At 59.2% G+C, this 13,806-nt stretch carries 28 protein-coding genes and 1 tRNA gene; 19 read left to right on the top strand and 10 right to left on the bottom strand.

Features of this window, described 5'->3' with window-relative positions; translation table 11 throughout:
* Window positions 1-34 precede the first annotated feature (34 nt).
* The 8 genes from EN879_RS07845 to EN879_RS38900 all read right to left on the bottom strand — a co-directional run bounded on the left by EN879_RS07845 (window position 35) and on the right by EN879_RS38900 (window position 2,736).
* Window positions 35-493, bottom strand: a complete 459-nt coding sequence (locus tag EN879_RS07845) for a hypothetical protein (RefSeq protein WP_063168394.1) — start codon at window positions 491-493, stop codon at window positions 35-37.
* A gap of 34 nt (window positions 494-527) precedes the next feature.
* Window positions 528-701, bottom strand: a complete 174-nt coding sequence (locus EN879_RS38905) for a hypothetical protein (protein WP_158515790.1) — start codon at window positions 699-701, stop codon at window positions 528-530.
* Window positions 702-712: 11 nt separating this feature from the next.
* Complete coding sequence (locus EN879_RS07840; RefSeq protein WP_063168393.1) at window positions 713-1,204, bottom strand: hypothetical protein; 492 nt, start codon at window positions 1,202-1,204, stop codon at window positions 713-715.
* 44 nt (window positions 1,205-1,248) lie between these two features.
* Window positions 1,249-1,476, bottom strand: coding sequence for a hypothetical protein (locus EN879_RS07835; protein ID WP_063168392.1), 228 nt, complete (start codon window positions 1,474-1,476; stop codon window positions 1,249-1,251).
* Between the two features lie 133 nt (window positions 1,477-1,609).
* Window positions 1,610-1,798: a hypothetical protein gene (locus EN879_RS07830; RefSeq protein WP_063168391.1), complete on the bottom strand. Its 189-nt coding sequence runs from the start codon at window positions 1,796-1,798 to the stop codon at window positions 1,610-1,612.
* A gap of 7 nt (window positions 1,799-1,805) precedes the next feature.
* Window positions 1,806-1,991 (bottom strand): hypothetical protein, encoded by a 186-nt coding sequence (locus EN879_RS07825; protein ID WP_127224374.1) that lies wholly within the window; start codon window positions 1,989-1,991, stop codon window positions 1,806-1,808.
* A gap of 85 nt (window positions 1,992-2,076) precedes the next feature.
* Window positions 2,077-2,298, bottom strand: coding sequence for a hypothetical protein (locus EN879_RS07820; RefSeq protein ID WP_063168389.1), 222 nt, complete (start codon window positions 2,296-2,298; stop codon window positions 2,077-2,079).
* Window positions 2,299-2,595: 297 nt separating this feature from the next.
* Window positions 2,596-2,736: a hypothetical protein gene (locus EN879_RS38900; protein ID WP_158515789.1), complete on the bottom strand. Its 141-nt coding sequence runs from the start codon at window positions 2,734-2,736 to the stop codon at window positions 2,596-2,598.
* A 342-nt stretch (window positions 2,737-3,078) separates the two neighbouring features.
* Here EN879_RS38900 and EN879_RS07815 point away from each other — a divergent pair, with 342 nt between their 5' ends.
* The 13 genes from EN879_RS07815 to EN879_RS07760 all read left to right on the top strand — a co-directional run bounded on the left by EN879_RS07815 (window position 3,079) and on the right by EN879_RS07760 (window position 9,340).
* The gene (locus EN879_RS07815; RefSeq protein WP_127224373.1) at window positions 3,079-3,645 is read left to right on the top strand and encodes an HNH endonuclease signature motif containing protein; all 567 of its coding nucleotides are present in this window, start codon (window positions 3,079-3,081) and stop codon (window positions 3,643-3,645) included.
* Between the two features lie 137 nt (window positions 3,646-3,782).
* Window positions 3,783-3,983 carry a hypothetical protein gene (locus EN879_RS07810; protein WP_127224372.1) on the top strand — a complete coding sequence of 67 codons (201 nt, stop codon included), beginning with the start codon at window positions 3,783-3,785 and terminating at the stop codon, window positions 3,981-3,983.
* The gene (locus EN879_RS07805) at window positions 3,980-4,186 is read left to right on the top strand and encodes a hypothetical protein (protein WP_127224371.1); all 207 of its coding nucleotides are present in this window, start codon (window positions 3,980-3,982) and stop codon (window positions 4,184-4,186) included. Before EN879_RS07810 ends, EN879_RS07805 begins: the two co-directional genes overlap by 4 nt.
* A 97-nt stretch (window positions 4,187-4,283) precedes the next feature.
* On the top strand, window positions 4,284-4,772 hold the full coding sequence (locus EN879_RS07800; RefSeq protein WP_063168384.1) for a hypothetical protein: 489 nt from the start codon (window positions 4,284-4,286) through the stop codon (window positions 4,770-4,772).
* A complete protein-coding gene (locus EN879_RS38895) occupies window positions 4,773-4,961 on the top strand; it encodes a hypothetical protein (protein ID WP_063168383.1) in 189 nt (62 codons plus the stop codon). It abuts the gene before it with no gap.
* An 88-nt stretch (window positions 4,962-5,049) separates the two neighbouring features.
* The gene (locus EN879_RS07795; RefSeq protein ID WP_244514309.1) at window positions 5,050-5,769 is read left to right on the top strand and encodes a metallophosphoesterase; all 720 of its coding nucleotides are present in this window, start codon (window positions 5,050-5,052) and stop codon (window positions 5,767-5,769) included.
* Window positions 5,766-6,068 (top strand): hypothetical protein, encoded by a 303-nt coding sequence (locus EN879_RS07790; protein ID WP_063168382.1) that lies wholly within the window; start codon window positions 5,766-5,768, stop codon window positions 6,066-6,068. Before EN879_RS07795 ends, EN879_RS07790 begins: the two co-directional genes overlap by 4 nt.
* A complete protein-coding gene (locus tag EN879_RS07785) occupies window positions 6,068-6,607 on the top strand; it encodes a hypothetical protein (RefSeq protein WP_063168381.1) in 540 nt (179 codons plus the stop codon). Before EN879_RS07790 ends, EN879_RS07785 begins: the two co-directional genes overlap by 1 nt.
* 2 nt (window positions 6,608-6,609) lie before the next feature.
* Complete coding sequence (locus EN879_RS07780; protein WP_063168380.1) at window positions 6,610-7,014, top strand: hypothetical protein; 405 nt, start codon at window positions 6,610-6,612, stop codon at window positions 7,012-7,014.
* A 2-nt stretch (window positions 7,015-7,016) separates the two neighbouring features.
* On the top strand, window positions 7,017-7,754 hold the full coding sequence (locus tag EN879_RS07775; RefSeq protein ID WP_063168379.1) for a hypothetical protein: 738 nt from the start codon (window positions 7,017-7,019) through the stop codon (window positions 7,752-7,754).
* Window positions 7,751-8,227, top strand: coding sequence for a hypothetical protein (locus EN879_RS07770; protein ID WP_063168378.1), 477 nt, complete (start codon window positions 7,751-7,753; stop codon window positions 8,225-8,227). The genes EN879_RS07775 and EN879_RS07770 overlap by 4 nt, the downstream gene beginning before the upstream one ends.
* Window positions 8,224-8,742 carry a dATP/dGTP pyrophosphohydrolase domain-containing protein gene (locus EN879_RS39790; RefSeq protein WP_244514308.1) on the top strand — a complete coding sequence of 173 codons (519 nt, stop codon included), beginning with the start codon at window positions 8,224-8,226 and terminating at the stop codon, window positions 8,740-8,742. Before EN879_RS07770 ends, EN879_RS39790 begins: the two co-directional genes overlap by 4 nt.
* A gap of 202 nt (window positions 8,743-8,944) precedes the next feature.
* A complete protein-coding gene (locus tag EN879_RS07760) occupies window positions 8,945-9,340 on the top strand; it encodes a hypothetical protein (protein WP_063168376.1) in 396 nt (131 codons plus the stop codon).
* A 5-nt stretch (window positions 9,341-9,345) separates the two neighbouring features.
* Here EN879_RS07760 and EN879_RS07755 read toward each other — a convergent pair whose 3' ends face one another.
* Window positions 9,346-9,591, bottom strand: coding sequence for a DUF982 domain-containing protein (locus EN879_RS07755; RefSeq protein ID WP_063168375.1), 246 nt, complete (start codon window positions 9,589-9,591; stop codon window positions 9,346-9,348).
* Window positions 9,592-9,602: 11 nt separating this feature from the next.
* Here EN879_RS07755 and EN879_RS07750 point away from each other — a divergent pair, with 11 nt between their 5' ends.
* From EN879_RS07750 to EN879_RS07735, 4 genes are all read left to right on the top strand, one after another.
* Window positions 9,603-10,172, top strand: coding sequence for a hypothetical protein (locus EN879_RS07750; RefSeq protein WP_063168374.1), 570 nt, complete (start codon window positions 9,603-9,605; stop codon window positions 10,170-10,172).
* Window positions 10,173-10,287: 115 nt separating this feature from the next.
* Entirely contained in the window at window positions 10,288-10,728 is a 441-nt protein-coding gene (locus tag EN879_RS07745) for a hypothetical protein (RefSeq protein ID WP_063168373.1), read from the top strand.
* Window positions 10,729-10,846: 118 nt separating this feature from the next.
* Window positions 10,847-11,608, top strand: a complete 762-nt coding sequence (locus EN879_RS07740) for an HD domain-containing protein (protein WP_210213279.1) — start codon at window positions 10,847-10,849, stop codon at window positions 11,606-11,608.
* 12 nt (window positions 11,609-11,620) lie between these two features.
* Complete coding sequence (locus EN879_RS07735) at window positions 11,621-12,136, top strand: twin-arginine translocation signal domain-containing protein (protein ID WP_063168371.1); 516 nt, start codon at window positions 11,621-11,623, stop codon at window positions 12,134-12,136.
* Window positions 12,137-12,178: 42 nt separating this feature from the next.
* On the opposite strand, the gene EN879_RS07730 is transcribed toward EN879_RS07735, so the two are convergent.
* Window positions 12,179-12,484: a hypothetical protein gene (locus tag EN879_RS07730; protein ID WP_127224370.1), complete on the bottom strand. Its 306-nt coding sequence runs from the start codon at window positions 12,482-12,484 to the stop codon at window positions 12,179-12,181.
* Between the two features lie 394 nt (window positions 12,485-12,878).
* Between EN879_RS07730 and EN879_RS07725 the strand changes: the two genes are divergently transcribed.
* Together EN879_RS07725 and EN879_RS07720 are read left to right on the top strand one after the other, a co-directional pair.
* Window positions 12,879-13,589 (top strand): HNH endonuclease, encoded by a 711-nt coding sequence (locus tag EN879_RS07725; RefSeq protein ID WP_063168369.1) that lies wholly within the window; start codon window positions 12,879-12,881, stop codon window positions 13,587-13,589.
* Window positions 13,590-13,594: 5 nt separating this feature from the next.
* A tRNA-Thr gene (locus EN879_RS07720) sits at window positions 13,595-13,670 on the top strand.
* The last annotated feature ends 136 nt before the right edge of the window (window positions 13,671-13,806 follow it).

The following is a 13,806-nucleotide window of genomic DNA, read 5'->3' as shown; positions in this document are numbered from 1 at the left end:
GCCGCCGCGCGCGGCCATGAAAGAGCAAATCGAGCTATGCGGCGATTGACTGCAGTTCAACGCGCGTCCAGCCGCTTTCGCTTGTCCAGCGGCCGGCATAGACCGGCAACGGCGCGGGAAAGCTTGCGCACAAGCTCGCCTCGTCGCCGTAGCGGTGCGGCTGGCTTATCATGGTTGACATTTGCCGATCATATTCCCGCGCGCGCCAGGCATCGAAAGCGGCGATTGTGTCGGCGGAAATTTCGCCGGCATTTGTGCCAACGCAACGGCGCAAAATGCCGATTGACGCCACAACGTGTTTTTCAAGCCCGGCAGCATCATAGTTGAGACCGCGCCGCGCGTAGTCCGGCAGTGAGCGGCGCAAATGCGCGCGGAATCGGTCGCCGTTCGGTTCGGAAATATCGTAATCAATTTCATCCTGGTAGCTGGACGTCCAGCTAAACCAGTAGCGCGCGCCGTTGATTGTAATCGAGTTGTCAGCAAGATAGTTCATGTTTCAAACTCCAGTTTGCGCAATCGCGCGGTTTTCAGTAAGCGGCCATATTGCCGAGATCGGCAAGCTTTGCCCGATAGTCGCGGCGCGCCAGTTCATGGCACAAGTCACGCAATCGAGACTGCAGCGCGCGCTTGCGGCCTTTGTCGGTCTCGACTTTGATTGCCCGTTGCAGCTGCATAACGCGTTTTTGGGCTTGGTTCGGCATTGTCGTTTCTCCTATGCCGCGACCGAATAGGGCCATTCGCGCGGATAGAGCTCCGGCCGAAACTTGCGGCCGATCCAATAGGCGGCATTGCCGAACGCCATGGCGTCCAGAATGTCGCAACCGGCCGCGCGAACGATTGCTTTCTGCCGATCCGCAATCGCCACGATATCGGCTTGCGACTCGGCGGATTTGACGGCCGCGACAAGATCGGCCGTCCAGCGGCGAATGTTTGCCCGGTTCATGGCTTTGAACATTGCCGAGTTGCGAAAGTACGGTTGCACATAGCCGCGCGACCGAACGAATGTTTCATATTCGGAATCGCTTTCGAATGTGAGGCCGTCGCAATCGCCGCGCCGCGCTATCGGAAAACCTTTCTTGTCGCGGTGCGGCGCAAAGCCTTTGAAAACGGAAAGCTTGCCGCCGGCCGGAATTCCTTTCGCCAGGGTGCGACCGACATTCCAGCCGCCTTGCGTGACGCTTCCGTTCGGAAATGATAGGGCCATGATTTTTCAAACTCCAATGGTGCGCACAATCGCGCGGGATAGTTTCAGGCGCGGATAACACCGCAATCTTTGCCGCCGACAAATCGGCCGCCTGGGAATATGCGCCAATTCGGCGCAAGGTGATTATGGCGCGGCGCGTCTAGTTTGATGCTGCAGCGAATGGCGCGCGCCTCTTTCGCTTCAATGATATCGGACGCAAGCCAAATCGCGTCGAATTGGTCGCGCAACGTTTCGCGCGCGGTGTCGAGCTCTTTCCGGTTTCCGATAATCATTTGCCCGACTCCCATGGCGTTATGAAAACGCGCACCTTTTCCGTGCCTGGTATCGGATGAATGGTTATCAGCCATTCCAGCGGCAAAAGACGAATGGCGGATTCAGCGGCCGCGCGATTTTCAAAAGTCACAATCATTTGCCCGACTCCAGTTCACAAGCGCGCGGCGCATTGGCAAGCATGGCGGCAAGGTCTTTCGGAATGTCGGAAGGAAGAGCGGCGGCAATGGCCGCGCCGCAATCTTCATGCGTCAAACCATGGTCAAGCACATAGGCGTTGACGTGGCCATTGATGGTGAGGAAGGCGACTAGGGCGAATGTCATGGCGCGCCTACCAATCGTTCGCTGTCATGGTCTGAAGGCTTGCCAGATAGGCGCGCGCCTCCAGCATGTCGGCATTGCGCGCTGTCCAATAGGCTTCATGCGCGCGCCTTGCGTCTGCCGCCGCGCCGACTGGCTGGAAGCGCTTGGCAACGTAGATTGAGCCGCCAAGCCGTCCGACTCGCCAATGATACAAGCCGCCGATTTTCCGAATTGAGATATTGAACATTGTCGTTCTCCAGTGTTTCGCCACGATTGGCAGGATGGAAGGAAAGGCGCGCCTAGAGCGCTTCCGCATAAGCAAGGGCTTCAGCCTTGCTCTTGAACGTATCGTATTTGGCAAGGTCGCATTCATTGCTGCCGACGATGGGAAGGACGCTCCAGCGTGACCACGGTGCATTGTCTTTCCCAAGGTTCGCAACGTGCTTGCCGTCGCGCATCATGTCCCAATGACGGCGCACATTGCCCATATTGGTTGTGCGTTGTTCGGTCAGCGTGATCATTGTTCAGACTCCAGTGTCAGCGCCACGATTGGCGAAAGGGTTAGAGACAGCGGCCTTCCGTTTGGCAAATGACCGCGCCTTGCACTATGGCATACAGAATGAACGCGCACGGCGGCGCAAGCATCATGCACAACACAGCCACAAGCGCCCGCTCACGAATGACAGTCCAACGCCGTGCGCTGGCGCGCTTGGCGCGGCGGACTTGGTAGCGGCTGGGCTGGGTCATTTCGTTTCAGGCTCCGGTTGCGCCACTGTCGGCGGGGTAGAAAGGCGCGCCTTGCGGCGCGCCCATGCTTGTCAGTCGAGATAGGACAGATACTCGTCAAAGGCCGCTTCACTGCCGCATGTCGCTTCGTAGTTCATTGCAAAGCGGATAGCCGCGCGGCGGCTGAACGTTGCCAGCGTGATGTAACGAAGGGCTGCGAGGTGCGGTGTCATTAGTCGGGCTCCGTGGTCAGTCACAATCGACTATCCACACCTTGCCTATGCCCGCGCGCCTTGTCAATAGAATAAATGCATATCGCATATTAATAAGCGTATGCCGTGCCACGCCGCGCCGTCCAGCTGCAGCGCATGGCCGCGCCGCGCTTTGCCAGGTCGCACCGCGCCGCGCCGCACGGCCAAGCTCATGCCGTCGCCTTCATTCTCAATCGGATCAATCGCAACCGCGCCTCGTCGCCTTGCCGTGCCGCCGCTCGTCGTCGTGCCGCTCGTCGGTCTCGTCGTCGTCGGGTCGCACCTCGTCGACGCCAGGCCGCCGGCGCCTCGAGGGGGTAGGGGGTGCCGGTTAAACCCGCGCGCGCGCGCCTCCCGGACCGAGTTGCCAGCCAAAAACGGGAGACTCCACGGAAAGAATTTTCGTCCAGGAAAGAAAAACATTTTGCCGCCCGGCACGCGGAAGCCCATATCAGCCAAGGCGTAGAAGGATTTTCGACCGTGACAAGAAACAGCCGGCCGCCGCGGTTCAAGCCCTTCCAGGCACCGATGGCGATCGCCGTCCAGAAGCTCGTGAAGGCTGGGAATTACCGCGGCTCGCCTCGAGATAGAGGGTACGATTCCAAATGGGATAGGCTGTCGATCGCCTATCGAAAGCGGCATGTTTGCTGCGCCTGGTGCGCCCAGCAAGACCGTGACACGCTGACGGATCTGGTCGACCACATCATCCCGGTCGTGGATCGGCCAGATCTGAAATACACCTGGTCGAACCTCTGGGCCCTATGCAAGCACCACCATGCTCAGAAGGGCGTGATGGAAGTCTATGCGCGGGAAAATGGGCTGCTGAATATGCTGCCCGAGTGGTGCCGGCAGCCGGAAAAGCGGCCGCTGCAGTTCCGACCAGTCGCATAAAATAAAATGTGATATGCATATTGCATTTATAGAATGATGGGCGTATTTAATTTCCGACCTGAACATTAATGCCCTAGCGGTCGGATATTCATTCAGTGAACAAAACCCGGTCTATCGACGCTCCAGAGGCCATTTCCATGTCTGCCGCGGAGTTCAAGCGGTGGCTTTCGGCGATGAACTACACCGGGCGCGCCGCCGCGAAGGCGTTGGGCATCAGCGCTGCGTCAGTCGTGAACTATCAGGCCAACGGGGCTCCGCCCTCGATCCGGGCGATGTGCCGGGCGCTTTACCCAAACCAGATGGAGGCAATCTATCCATGGGAGGGCCGCAACAAGTGACCAACGCCAGGGTCCAAGGCGCGCTTATCGGCGCCATGCTCGCCGATGTCATGCTGGCGGCCGCGATCACTGTCGATCCGCTGACGCTCAATAGCCCGAGTGTCCCACTCGACTTTCTCATGGCTATCTCCGCGGCAGCCGCCGGCGCCCTAGTTGGCTACGCCTATGTGGTGGTGTGGTCGAAATGGAGAGGGCGGACGTGAGCGATATAATCATTGGAGTGCCGTTGGGTCTGGCTATTGGCCTCATCGTCCTCGCGTTCGCATACTTCATAGACCATCTGGGCGATGGTGATCTGAAGTGACTTGCATCGTCGGGCTCATCGACAACGGCAAGGTCTACATCGGCGCCGACAGCGCGGCAGTCAGCGGCGAGAGCATCGAGGTGCGCGCCAACCGGAAGGTGTTTCGGAACGGGCCCTATGTGATCGGCTTCACCGGATCCTACCGGGTCGGGCAGATGCTGGAATACGCCTCGCTGCCCAAGATGGAATGCAAGGACGTCATGGCGCACCTCGTGCTGAACGTCGTCGAGAAACTGAAGGAAATCTCCGGCAAGGACATTGATGAACTGCTGGTCGGCCATGGCGGGCGGTTGTTCAAGGTCAGTTCCGACTACTCGGTGGCGGAATATTCGTCCTATGTGGCCGCGGGCGAGGGCGGGCCGTATGCGCAGGGCAAGCTTCATGGCGGCGTAGGCGACCCGCGTGACCGCGTCCTGGCCGCGCTGGAGGCGGCGCAGACGCATTGCAACGGCGTTCGAGCTCCGTTCCATATCGAGGTGGTGTAAATGACCGAAGTGCATGTCGTCATGGGGAATGATTTTCCCGCCGCAGTGTTCGAAAAAGCGGAGGATGCGGAGGCATGCTGCGTCGCCAGGCGAGCCGAGAATGAGCCGGGTTACACGCGCATCCATTGGCGTGTTTACAATTTCCCGCTTCTCCGGCGCCTCAATGTCGACGCCGGAGTGCTCGGATGAGCCGCTTCGAAGCCTGGTGCATCGCCGTCGGCGCGGTCCTAGTTGTCCTCGGCTTGATCAGTTCGTTCTATCAGATGGGAGGAATCGGGTGAAAACCTACGCGATAGCAGACCTGCACGGTCGCTTCGACCTGCTGCAGATGGCCTACGACGCCATTTCGCAGCATGCGCTCGGCATACCGGGCACCATTGTCCATCTTGGTGACTACGTCGACCGTGGACCGCAGAGCCGCGAAATCATCGAATGGCTCATGGATGACCCGGCACTGCCGCCGGGCTGGCGTCGCATATGTCTGCGCGGCAATCACGAAGACATCATGGTTGAGTGCTGCGCTAATCTCGAGCTCGTCGGCCGCTGGTGGATCCCCAACGGAGGCGGCCGCACGCTGATCTCCTACGGCGCCAAGATCGGCGATGGTGCCGCGGTCGCAGCCGCATTGGTCCCAAGTTCTCATCTGGATTGGATGAAGGCGCTGCCTCGGATGCACATCGACGAACACCGCGTCTTCGTCCACGCCGGCGTCGATCCGTTCAAGCCGCTCGACCAGCAGGATGATCAGGATCTTGGCTGGAAGATATACCCTGATGATGACGAGCGCGGCCATGGTAAGCGACACGTTGTGCACGGCCATCATCAATTCGAGGACGGCCCGATCCTATTGAAAGGTCGGTCTGACCTCGACACGTTCGCATGGTTCACCGGTCGACTTGTGGTCGGCGTCTTTGATGACGCGGTGGCGGGCGGACCCATCGAACTGCTCACCGTTCAAGGCTCGCACATTCAGGATATCGTGAGGGCTGCATCGTGACCACAGAATATGATCCGGCCCCGTGGACCAACACCACGGCTGTTTTTGTAGGGCCCGGCGATAGGCGGGTGATCAGTAACGGCCATCCATTCCCCGTCGCTTGCCGCGTGCTGTCCGAGCCGAACTACCAACTGGCGATGAAGGCGGTCAATGCGCATGACGAGCTCGTGGCTGCGCTGGAGGCGCTGCAACAATTTATGGAGCCGATGAGGTGGACGCGCGACAGCGATAATGCCCGCGCAGATGAACTGGACAAAATGGCACTAGATGCGCTCACGCTTGCGCGCGGAGGGAAGTGATGGACGGCCAGGCATACGATCCGACGCAATCGCTTTGGTCCATAATGACCAAGAGCCGAGGCGGGACCGTGTCTGTCATTCGCGATCTGACCTTAGAACAGGTGAGCAAAACCTATGAGCGGCTTGACCCATGGTACGGGATGAAAACGGAAAGTCTTATGGTCCACAAGGACTATCTGCTGGCCGACACTCTTGGCATAGCGTTCTCAGGTTCGACTTCGATTGGGCGCCATGAATCAGATGGCGACATTGAAATTCGAGAGGTCTTTGGGCCAGCAGGCTGGAGTGGTTTCAATGCAGGGGATGTTGGTCGATGGCCCAGGCTCTACGCGATCTTTACCGATGCGGAAGGGGACATCCTTCCTGACGAATTTCAGGAACATCCAGAAATAGCTGAACGGTACAGGCGCCAGCGCAAGGTAACCGCGGATCTGGCTGCGGAGTATGCATCTCCACCTCTTGGGCGAGAGCAGATTATGGCGCTTCGTCGGGCCGGATGGTCGGTAGACGAAATAGATGCCGCGCGCGGAGGGCGGTGACGATGAGGCGAGGCAGTAGACCTGACGAGGTGACGGGATTCGAGCAGGCGGCATTCAATGACAGGCGGGCCGCTCGGGTGCTGACAGATATCGAAGCGGCCGAGAATGAAGTTCATGACCGGCTCGAGCGCGCCTTCGGCGGCCTGTTGAAGCTGCCCTATGTGGCGATCGACGAACCGAAGTGGCTGGACGCCGGCTACAAGGCTGACCGCAAGATGCAGCGGAAACTGGAACTGGCCGGGCTTGATCGCATCACCCAGGCCGGCCGGATCCGCTACCATGAACAGTTGAGGGAAGGGCAGGGGTATGATGACGGCTGCGGCTTCCGACTTCGTTGCTGGATGGCGGCGCTTCGGTACCCGTTTCAGCCGGCATGGTCTTCGAGAACGCTAGCGGAAAGAATTTAGCCATGACCCATGCTCACGACGAATCCGAAACCGCCCTCTCCGGCACCCATCAAGAAAGCCCTACCACCACGGATTTCATTGCTGAAGCCATCACCGAAGCATTCGGCGAGCGCTGCCCTGACTATGCCGAGGGTTGCGCCGCTTGCGACGCATGGAAGCAATATGACGACCTCCGCGCCCTCTCCGCTATCCATAGTCAGGGAGCAGCACCGAGCGAGGAGCCGGTAGGCTACCTGTTTGAGCTTTGCTACAGCCACGACCACAACCGGTGGAGCGGCACGATGTACTCCAGCCACATCCCCGATCCTAAGGATGTCCGCAACGTCCGCCCTCTCTTCTTCGCCTCCCCCGCTGTCGCACCGGTAGCGGTGAGCGTGAAGGCAGGAGAGCCGGTCGCCTGGCTAATCCTGGGCACAGACAGGGACGACAATGAGACATGGGTTGCGGTGACCAAAAATCCAGCCGGTGTTTATGGGCCTAACATGCCGATCCATCCGCTTTATCTGGCTCCACCACCGGCGCCTGATCAAGAACTCCAAGACAAGATCGAGACTGCCCTCTCTTCCATCATCCCGGCCACCAAGGGTGGGGAAGACGAGCTTAGACGTGCATGGGAGTATGGCCGCAACTCGTGGTGTCCTGCTGGAATCCTCACAGACAAGGAGCGAACCGAAAGCGAATGGCGCAAGGCTCTCGCCGCCCTTTCCGCCCAAGATACGGACGGGGTGGCGAAGCCATGAAGAGAGGCGACATCGTCTACACGCCGGCTTGGTGCGTCTCCGACATGGTTCGGTTTTTTAGCCCAGCCGGGAAGATACTCGACCCATGCCGAGGTCAAGGAGCATTTACGGACTTCATCCCATCCGCACAGTGGTGCGAGATTGATGATGGCCGCGACTTCTTCGATTTCCGCGACCATGTGGATTGGATCATAGGAAACCCTCCCTACTCCAAAACCCGGCAGTTCATGAAGCATGCGTTTTCTATCTCCGATAATGTCGTATTTCTGGTGCCGGCGCGCAACATCGTTAGCGGGTACGGGACAGTTCGAGAGTGCCGAAATTACGGGCTCTCGACCAAGAACATCCGATGGTACGGGACAGGTTCAAAGCTCGGGTTCCCGATGGGCAACGCTATCGCAGCCTTCCATTGGCAGCGCGGAGACAACTCCGGCCAGATAACTGAGACGTTTTACAGTGAGGCCGCAGCATGACCACCACCACCCAACCTACAGCCACCACTACGGGAGTTAGCGAAGCGATGGTCGAGCGGGCGTTTAGAGCGTGGTGCGCCTGTCAGGTAAAGGACATGAGCATCGAGGCTACCATCCGAGCCGCCCTCGAAGCAGCCCTCTCCACCGCACCACCAGGGGAAGGAGTACCAGGCATGGTGCTGGACGGCTTCGACATGTTGGCGCATCTGGCTCGCCAGCGGGAATGGTCAGAAGCCACATTCGGTCCCGGCCCGCGCACCAAGGGCGTGATCGATCATATCCGCAAGGAACTGTCTGAGATCGAAGCCGACCCTTCCGACATCGCCGAATGGATCGACGTTACGATCTTGGCGCTGGATGGCGCTTGGCGGGCTGGCCATTCACCCGAGCAGATCGTTGCCGCGCTCATCGCCAAGCAGACCAAGAACGAAGGCCGCGACTGGCCCGACTGGCGAACCATGTCGCCTGACCAAGCAATCGAGCACGTTCGCTCCACCGCTTCTACAAAGCCATGAAGCTGACAACCTCGCAATGGCATCTTCTGGTTGAAGTATCCTATGCTGGCGGGACGCACTGCATCGGCTCATACAAACCTGCAAGACGCCTGGTTGAACTTCGCTTGGCAGAATGGAGAGACGGTGGCCCTTCTTCTGACTGGCTGAACATCACCGAAGCAGGCCGTCTCGCCCTATCTCAGAATAACAGGGGGACGGGCGAATGATCAGCGTCGAATGGCCTAAGGACAGTGCACCCAGCTTCGAAACGTGGAAGAAGATCGCCGCCAGTTTCGAAGCCACCCTCGCCGCCAAGGATACAGCCCTAGCCGAGATGAGGGTGGAACTGGAGCGGATGCAGAAGGAAGTCGGCGCGGCTGATGCAGATCGATCCGCCGCACGCGCAGGCCAACAGGTTGCCGCCATCCGCGCCAAAGCCGCAGAGGCAGATCTAGCGCGGGCAAGGAAAGCGCTGGAGACCGCAGACGCCGCGATCGCAGAGTATGTGCGGTATCTCGACGGCGGCCAAATGCGCGGATCCTATGACGGCAAACCGGAGCGGGATGGGCTTCGCAAGGCTGGCTATATTGTCCGCGCCGCCATCGGTCCAGCGCCATGACCCGCTCACTCACCTGGCAGTTTCCCCATCCCTCTTGCATCTGCAACGAATGCTCCCCGAGCATCTTCAGCGGGTCTAGTCCCATCGAGCACCTCCGCACAGACAACATAGGCTGCTTCAATCTCCGGGGTGACGGTATCAGTCTCGCGCACCCAGTTGCGCATGGCTTCCAAGGCGGCGTGGACATCGCCTATGCCCTGCATTCCGCGCTCCCAGCGGATGGTTACGGGGCGTTTGAAGCGGTGCAGCATGGGGGTGCCCTGTGATCGAGCGCAGCGACTTCCTTCACATCGTATCATTGCTTGGCGAGCAAGGCCAAGACGACATCTCATGGTCCGAAAACATCAAGCCGCCGGCCGACGCTGACGACTTTGCATCCGAAGCGATATTCGTCATCTGCAATTCAGGCATGAAGAACACCATCGCGGTCAAGATATTCGCCAAGGTCATGGCGGCCATACAGGGCGGCATCAGTGCCTTCGCTGTCTTCGGCCACCCAGGCAAGGCAAAAGCGATCGACCTTATCTGGCGGACGCGTGACGACTTGCTGGCGGCCTATCTCTCTGCCCCCGACAAGATCGAGTTCTGCGCTTCGCTGCCATGGATCGGCGGCATCACGAAATATCACCTCGCCAAGAACTTCGGGGCCGATGTCGCCAAGCCAGATGTTCACCTTCAGCGCCTAGCTGATCGGGAGGGTGTGACGCCACAGCAACTGTGCGAACGACTCGCCCGAGATAGCGGCTACAAGATCGCCACGGTCGATGTGCTGCTATGGCGTGCGTGCGCCAATGGCATTCTGAACTCGCGCACTGGCGAGATAGCGGCATGATCCGCGCGATGCTCATCTGCCTGTTCCTCGTCGGTTGCGTCACCACGCATCAGCCTGGCGACTTTGCGCTGGACCAGACCAAAGCGCTGGGCCCACTCCTGAGAGGTGAACGTCCATGATCGAAGAACTGATTGCGCGGCTCGAGTCGTTGGAAGCGCCGGACCGAGAGGTTGACCGCGAGATCGGCGCGTTGTGGCCTGAGCCGCGGCCGTTCAACCTGTCGCTCGCCGCCATGCGGAACGGTATGCCTATTTGCCCAGCCTTCACCAAGGATCTCAACGCGCCGGTGAAGCTGCTCGAGCGCATCCTGCCAGGCTTCGCATGGAAGGTGGGGACATGCTGCGTTTCGGATGATGCATGGGTGGTTCCGGACCTGAACTGCCCGGTGCATGGCGAGCGACTGCTGAAGGAATATGGCAAGCCGAAATCGGGCAGCATATGGGATACCGGCGTCGACATCGACCTGCGGCCGTCGGGCACGCCGGCGATCGCGCTCTGCCTTGCGGTGGTGACCGCCTATGCCGAGACGTTGAAATTGGCGGAGGCGGCAGAATGAGCGACGATCGTAAATGCGGAACCTGCGCGCGCGGATGGCTTCGCGACAACGGACTGATCAGTTGTGGCGCCGGCGTGGATGATGCCGCTCTACTCGAAGGTGGCGGCGACAATCCGATATGGGCGGAACGCAAGTATGGCAAAGCCAGGATGACCGCATTGTTGTTCGGCGGATCCACGGCCGAGCCGGATGGCAGCAATTGCGAGAGGATGCGGCCGGAAGACGGTGCCGAGTGCCGGATGTGGAAGAAGCAGGACGGCGGCACATGATTGAATGGCACGAGAACTACCCAATATGCCGGTACGGCGAGGCGCTGGAGGAGAAAGCGCTGATCTTCGCGACCAAGGCGCATGAAGGCCAATTGAGAAAATATACCGGCGAAAACTATATCGTACATCCGATCGCCGTCGCCGAGATCGTCAAGACGGTCCCACACACGCCGGAGATGATCGCAGCGGCCATCTTGCATGACGTGATTGAAGACGTGCCATCGGTTTCGATCGACGACATCGACGCGGAGTTCGGCGTCCAAGTTGCGGAGCTCGTCGGCTGGCTCACGGACGTCTCGCGACCGGATGACGGCAACCGCGCCGCGCGCAAGGCGCTCGACCTGGCACACACAGCCAAGGCGCCGGCCACGGCCAAGACGATCAAACTCGCCGACCTCATCCACAACACGCTGACGATCAAGGAACGGGATCCGAACTTCTGGAAGGTCTACCGCCTGGAGAAGTTGGCGCTGCTCGAGGTGCTCCGCGAAGGCGATGCAACGCTATGGGCGAGGGCAGCCGCGCAGTGCGAGGCAGGCGATGGCAAGCAGATCAGCATCATTGATACCAACCAACCCGGATGGCCAACCGTCTGGCGCGGTGAAATCTAACTGGAGCATACGATGACCGACCTGTCCCGCCGCAACTTCCTGAAAGGCCTGATGGCGACCGCCGGCGTTGTGGCGGCCGGAATGCCCGCGCTCGCCGCAGTCGAGGCCGCCGTGGCGCCGTCGCTGCCGTTCCCAGATCATCTCCTCGGTGACGTCTTCATGAAGGTCGATGACATCTGGCGGTTCCTGGGGAAGTCGACGGAGTGGATGGTGCGGATTGAGCGGGATGTCACCTTTGTTGACCTCGCGTCCCTTGATCGGCCAACACACAGGGGGGTATCGTATGTAACTGCGGGGGCAGTTGACGTCGATATCATGCTCGACAGCGAAGGGCGTCAGATGCTGATGGAGACGTTCATGGCGGGCGAAAGAGTCGATTTTGCCATGTCTCAAGGCGAGAACGGACTCTACACGTTGAAGAATTCATTCATCAATATGACAGAGACGAGGTCTCCCCGAGAGGCGTACCGGTTCGGACTCGAGATCGGCGACCTCGAAGTGACGTTCCCGACGGCGGACGCGGCTTAACCAACCGCGCCCGAATAGAATAAACTGAAATCAGAATATATTCTAAAGCGCTGCGATCGCCTTGACCGCTTTGTCCTTGGCGTTCTTCACCTGGGTCTCGGATAGGCCATACTTCCGAGCAGTCGTTGCCTCCTTCGGCATCGCCTGCGGGGCGATCGGGCCGAGAACCTCGCCGAGAATGCTATCGTCGATCTCGCGGATGGCCTTCATGGTTTCCTTCAGTGCGGCGACCAGGCTGATCGCGCGAAGACCAGTCGGAACCATCTTGGCAGTCCTGATGCGCTCCTCGAGCGCAGAGAGATCGGAGATCGAGAGGTTCTCGAGGTTGATGTTGTCGATGTTGACCATGGAACTGCCTTCCTGTTTCGGGACGGCAGTGTCAAAGCACAGAAACAGGCGAAACGTCAACAGTGCCAAGGGTTTTCGAGGAATTGGAGGCCCAGAAGAGGGATAACTGAGGCGAACAAAGTTGCGATCTGGCGAGAATAGTTGGCATTATTGGAGTTTCGGCGTGTACCATAAATTGTGTTAACAAAAACCTGAAACACTAGGGGTTGCGTTCCTCCCTAAAGGCGAGTCAGAAACGCCTCGAAACATAAAGTTGTGCCCCAGGCAGAATCAGCCAGATCAAAGGGGAAGCCGCTCGAACCCCGACTTTGGGAAGCCTAATCCGGGATGGCGTCCGGATATGAGCGGCCAGCCGGTGGGATGCCGGCTTCAAAAGGACGATGACCCGTAACGGATGCCTGAACGCAAGCACCAATTCACGGAAGACGAACTTGGGGCTGCTGTAAGAAACTCTGCTACCTATTCAGGGGTCTTGCGCATCCTCGGCATCAAGGTGTCTGGCGGTTACCAATCCTACCTTAAGCGCAGGATCGCCAAAGCTGGTCTCGACATCTCGCATTTCACGCAGAAGGGTAAGGTCAAGATGCATGCCGGGGCCTACACTGGCTCCGAGCGACACCTGGCCAACTTGGCGAAGGCGAGGAATGCGATAGGTCAGCGGCCGTGCCAATGGTGTGGCAGGGAAGTCCATGCGAGCGGGCTGATGCGCCACGAGAGCCTGTGCCACCTTGCCCTGGAGAATATCAGATCCTGCCCCGTTTGCGACGATCCGATAAGAGGGCGTGGCGAGACTTGCTCCAAAGCATGCGCCAACACACATTTCAGAAGCGGCAGCAATCATCCGAACTGGAAGACTGAGTCCTACCGATCGACGTGTTTCAGCCACCACGAGAAAAAGTGTGTGGTTTGCGACGAGGTAAACATCGTTGAGGTTCATCACCTCGACGAAAATCACGAAAACAACGACCCCGCCAACCTGATACCGCTCTGCCCCACGCATCATAAATACTGGCATTCGCGGTTCAGGGTACTGATTGAGGAGCAGGTCATGGACTACGCCAGCCGCTTCACCGGTCAGACCATTCTCACAACAACGACGGCGTAAGTTTCGCCGCCGTAGCTCAGTGGTAGAGCGGCTGCCTCGTAAGCAGCGGGCCGGGAGTTCGATTCTACCCCGGTGGCACCAAATCCAGATCGGGAGACCGACATGCAGCAGATGGGCCGCACCACAGCGTTGGTGATGTCTCTGCCCGCTGCCGGCGCACTGATCATCGTTCCCACAAAAGACATCGGCATCGTGGTCGAGCGCACCATCCTCGAGT

Origin of the sequence: Mesorhizobium sp. M7A.F.Ca.AU.002.02.1.1 (assembly GCF_003998535.1) — a bacterium.
In the GTDB taxonomy this organism is placed as follows: Bacteria; Pseudomonadota; Alphaproteobacteria; order Rhizobiales; family Rhizobiaceae; genus Mesorhizobium; species Mesorhizobium ciceri.
This window is presented reverse-complemented; position numbering and strand designations above follow the sequence as displayed.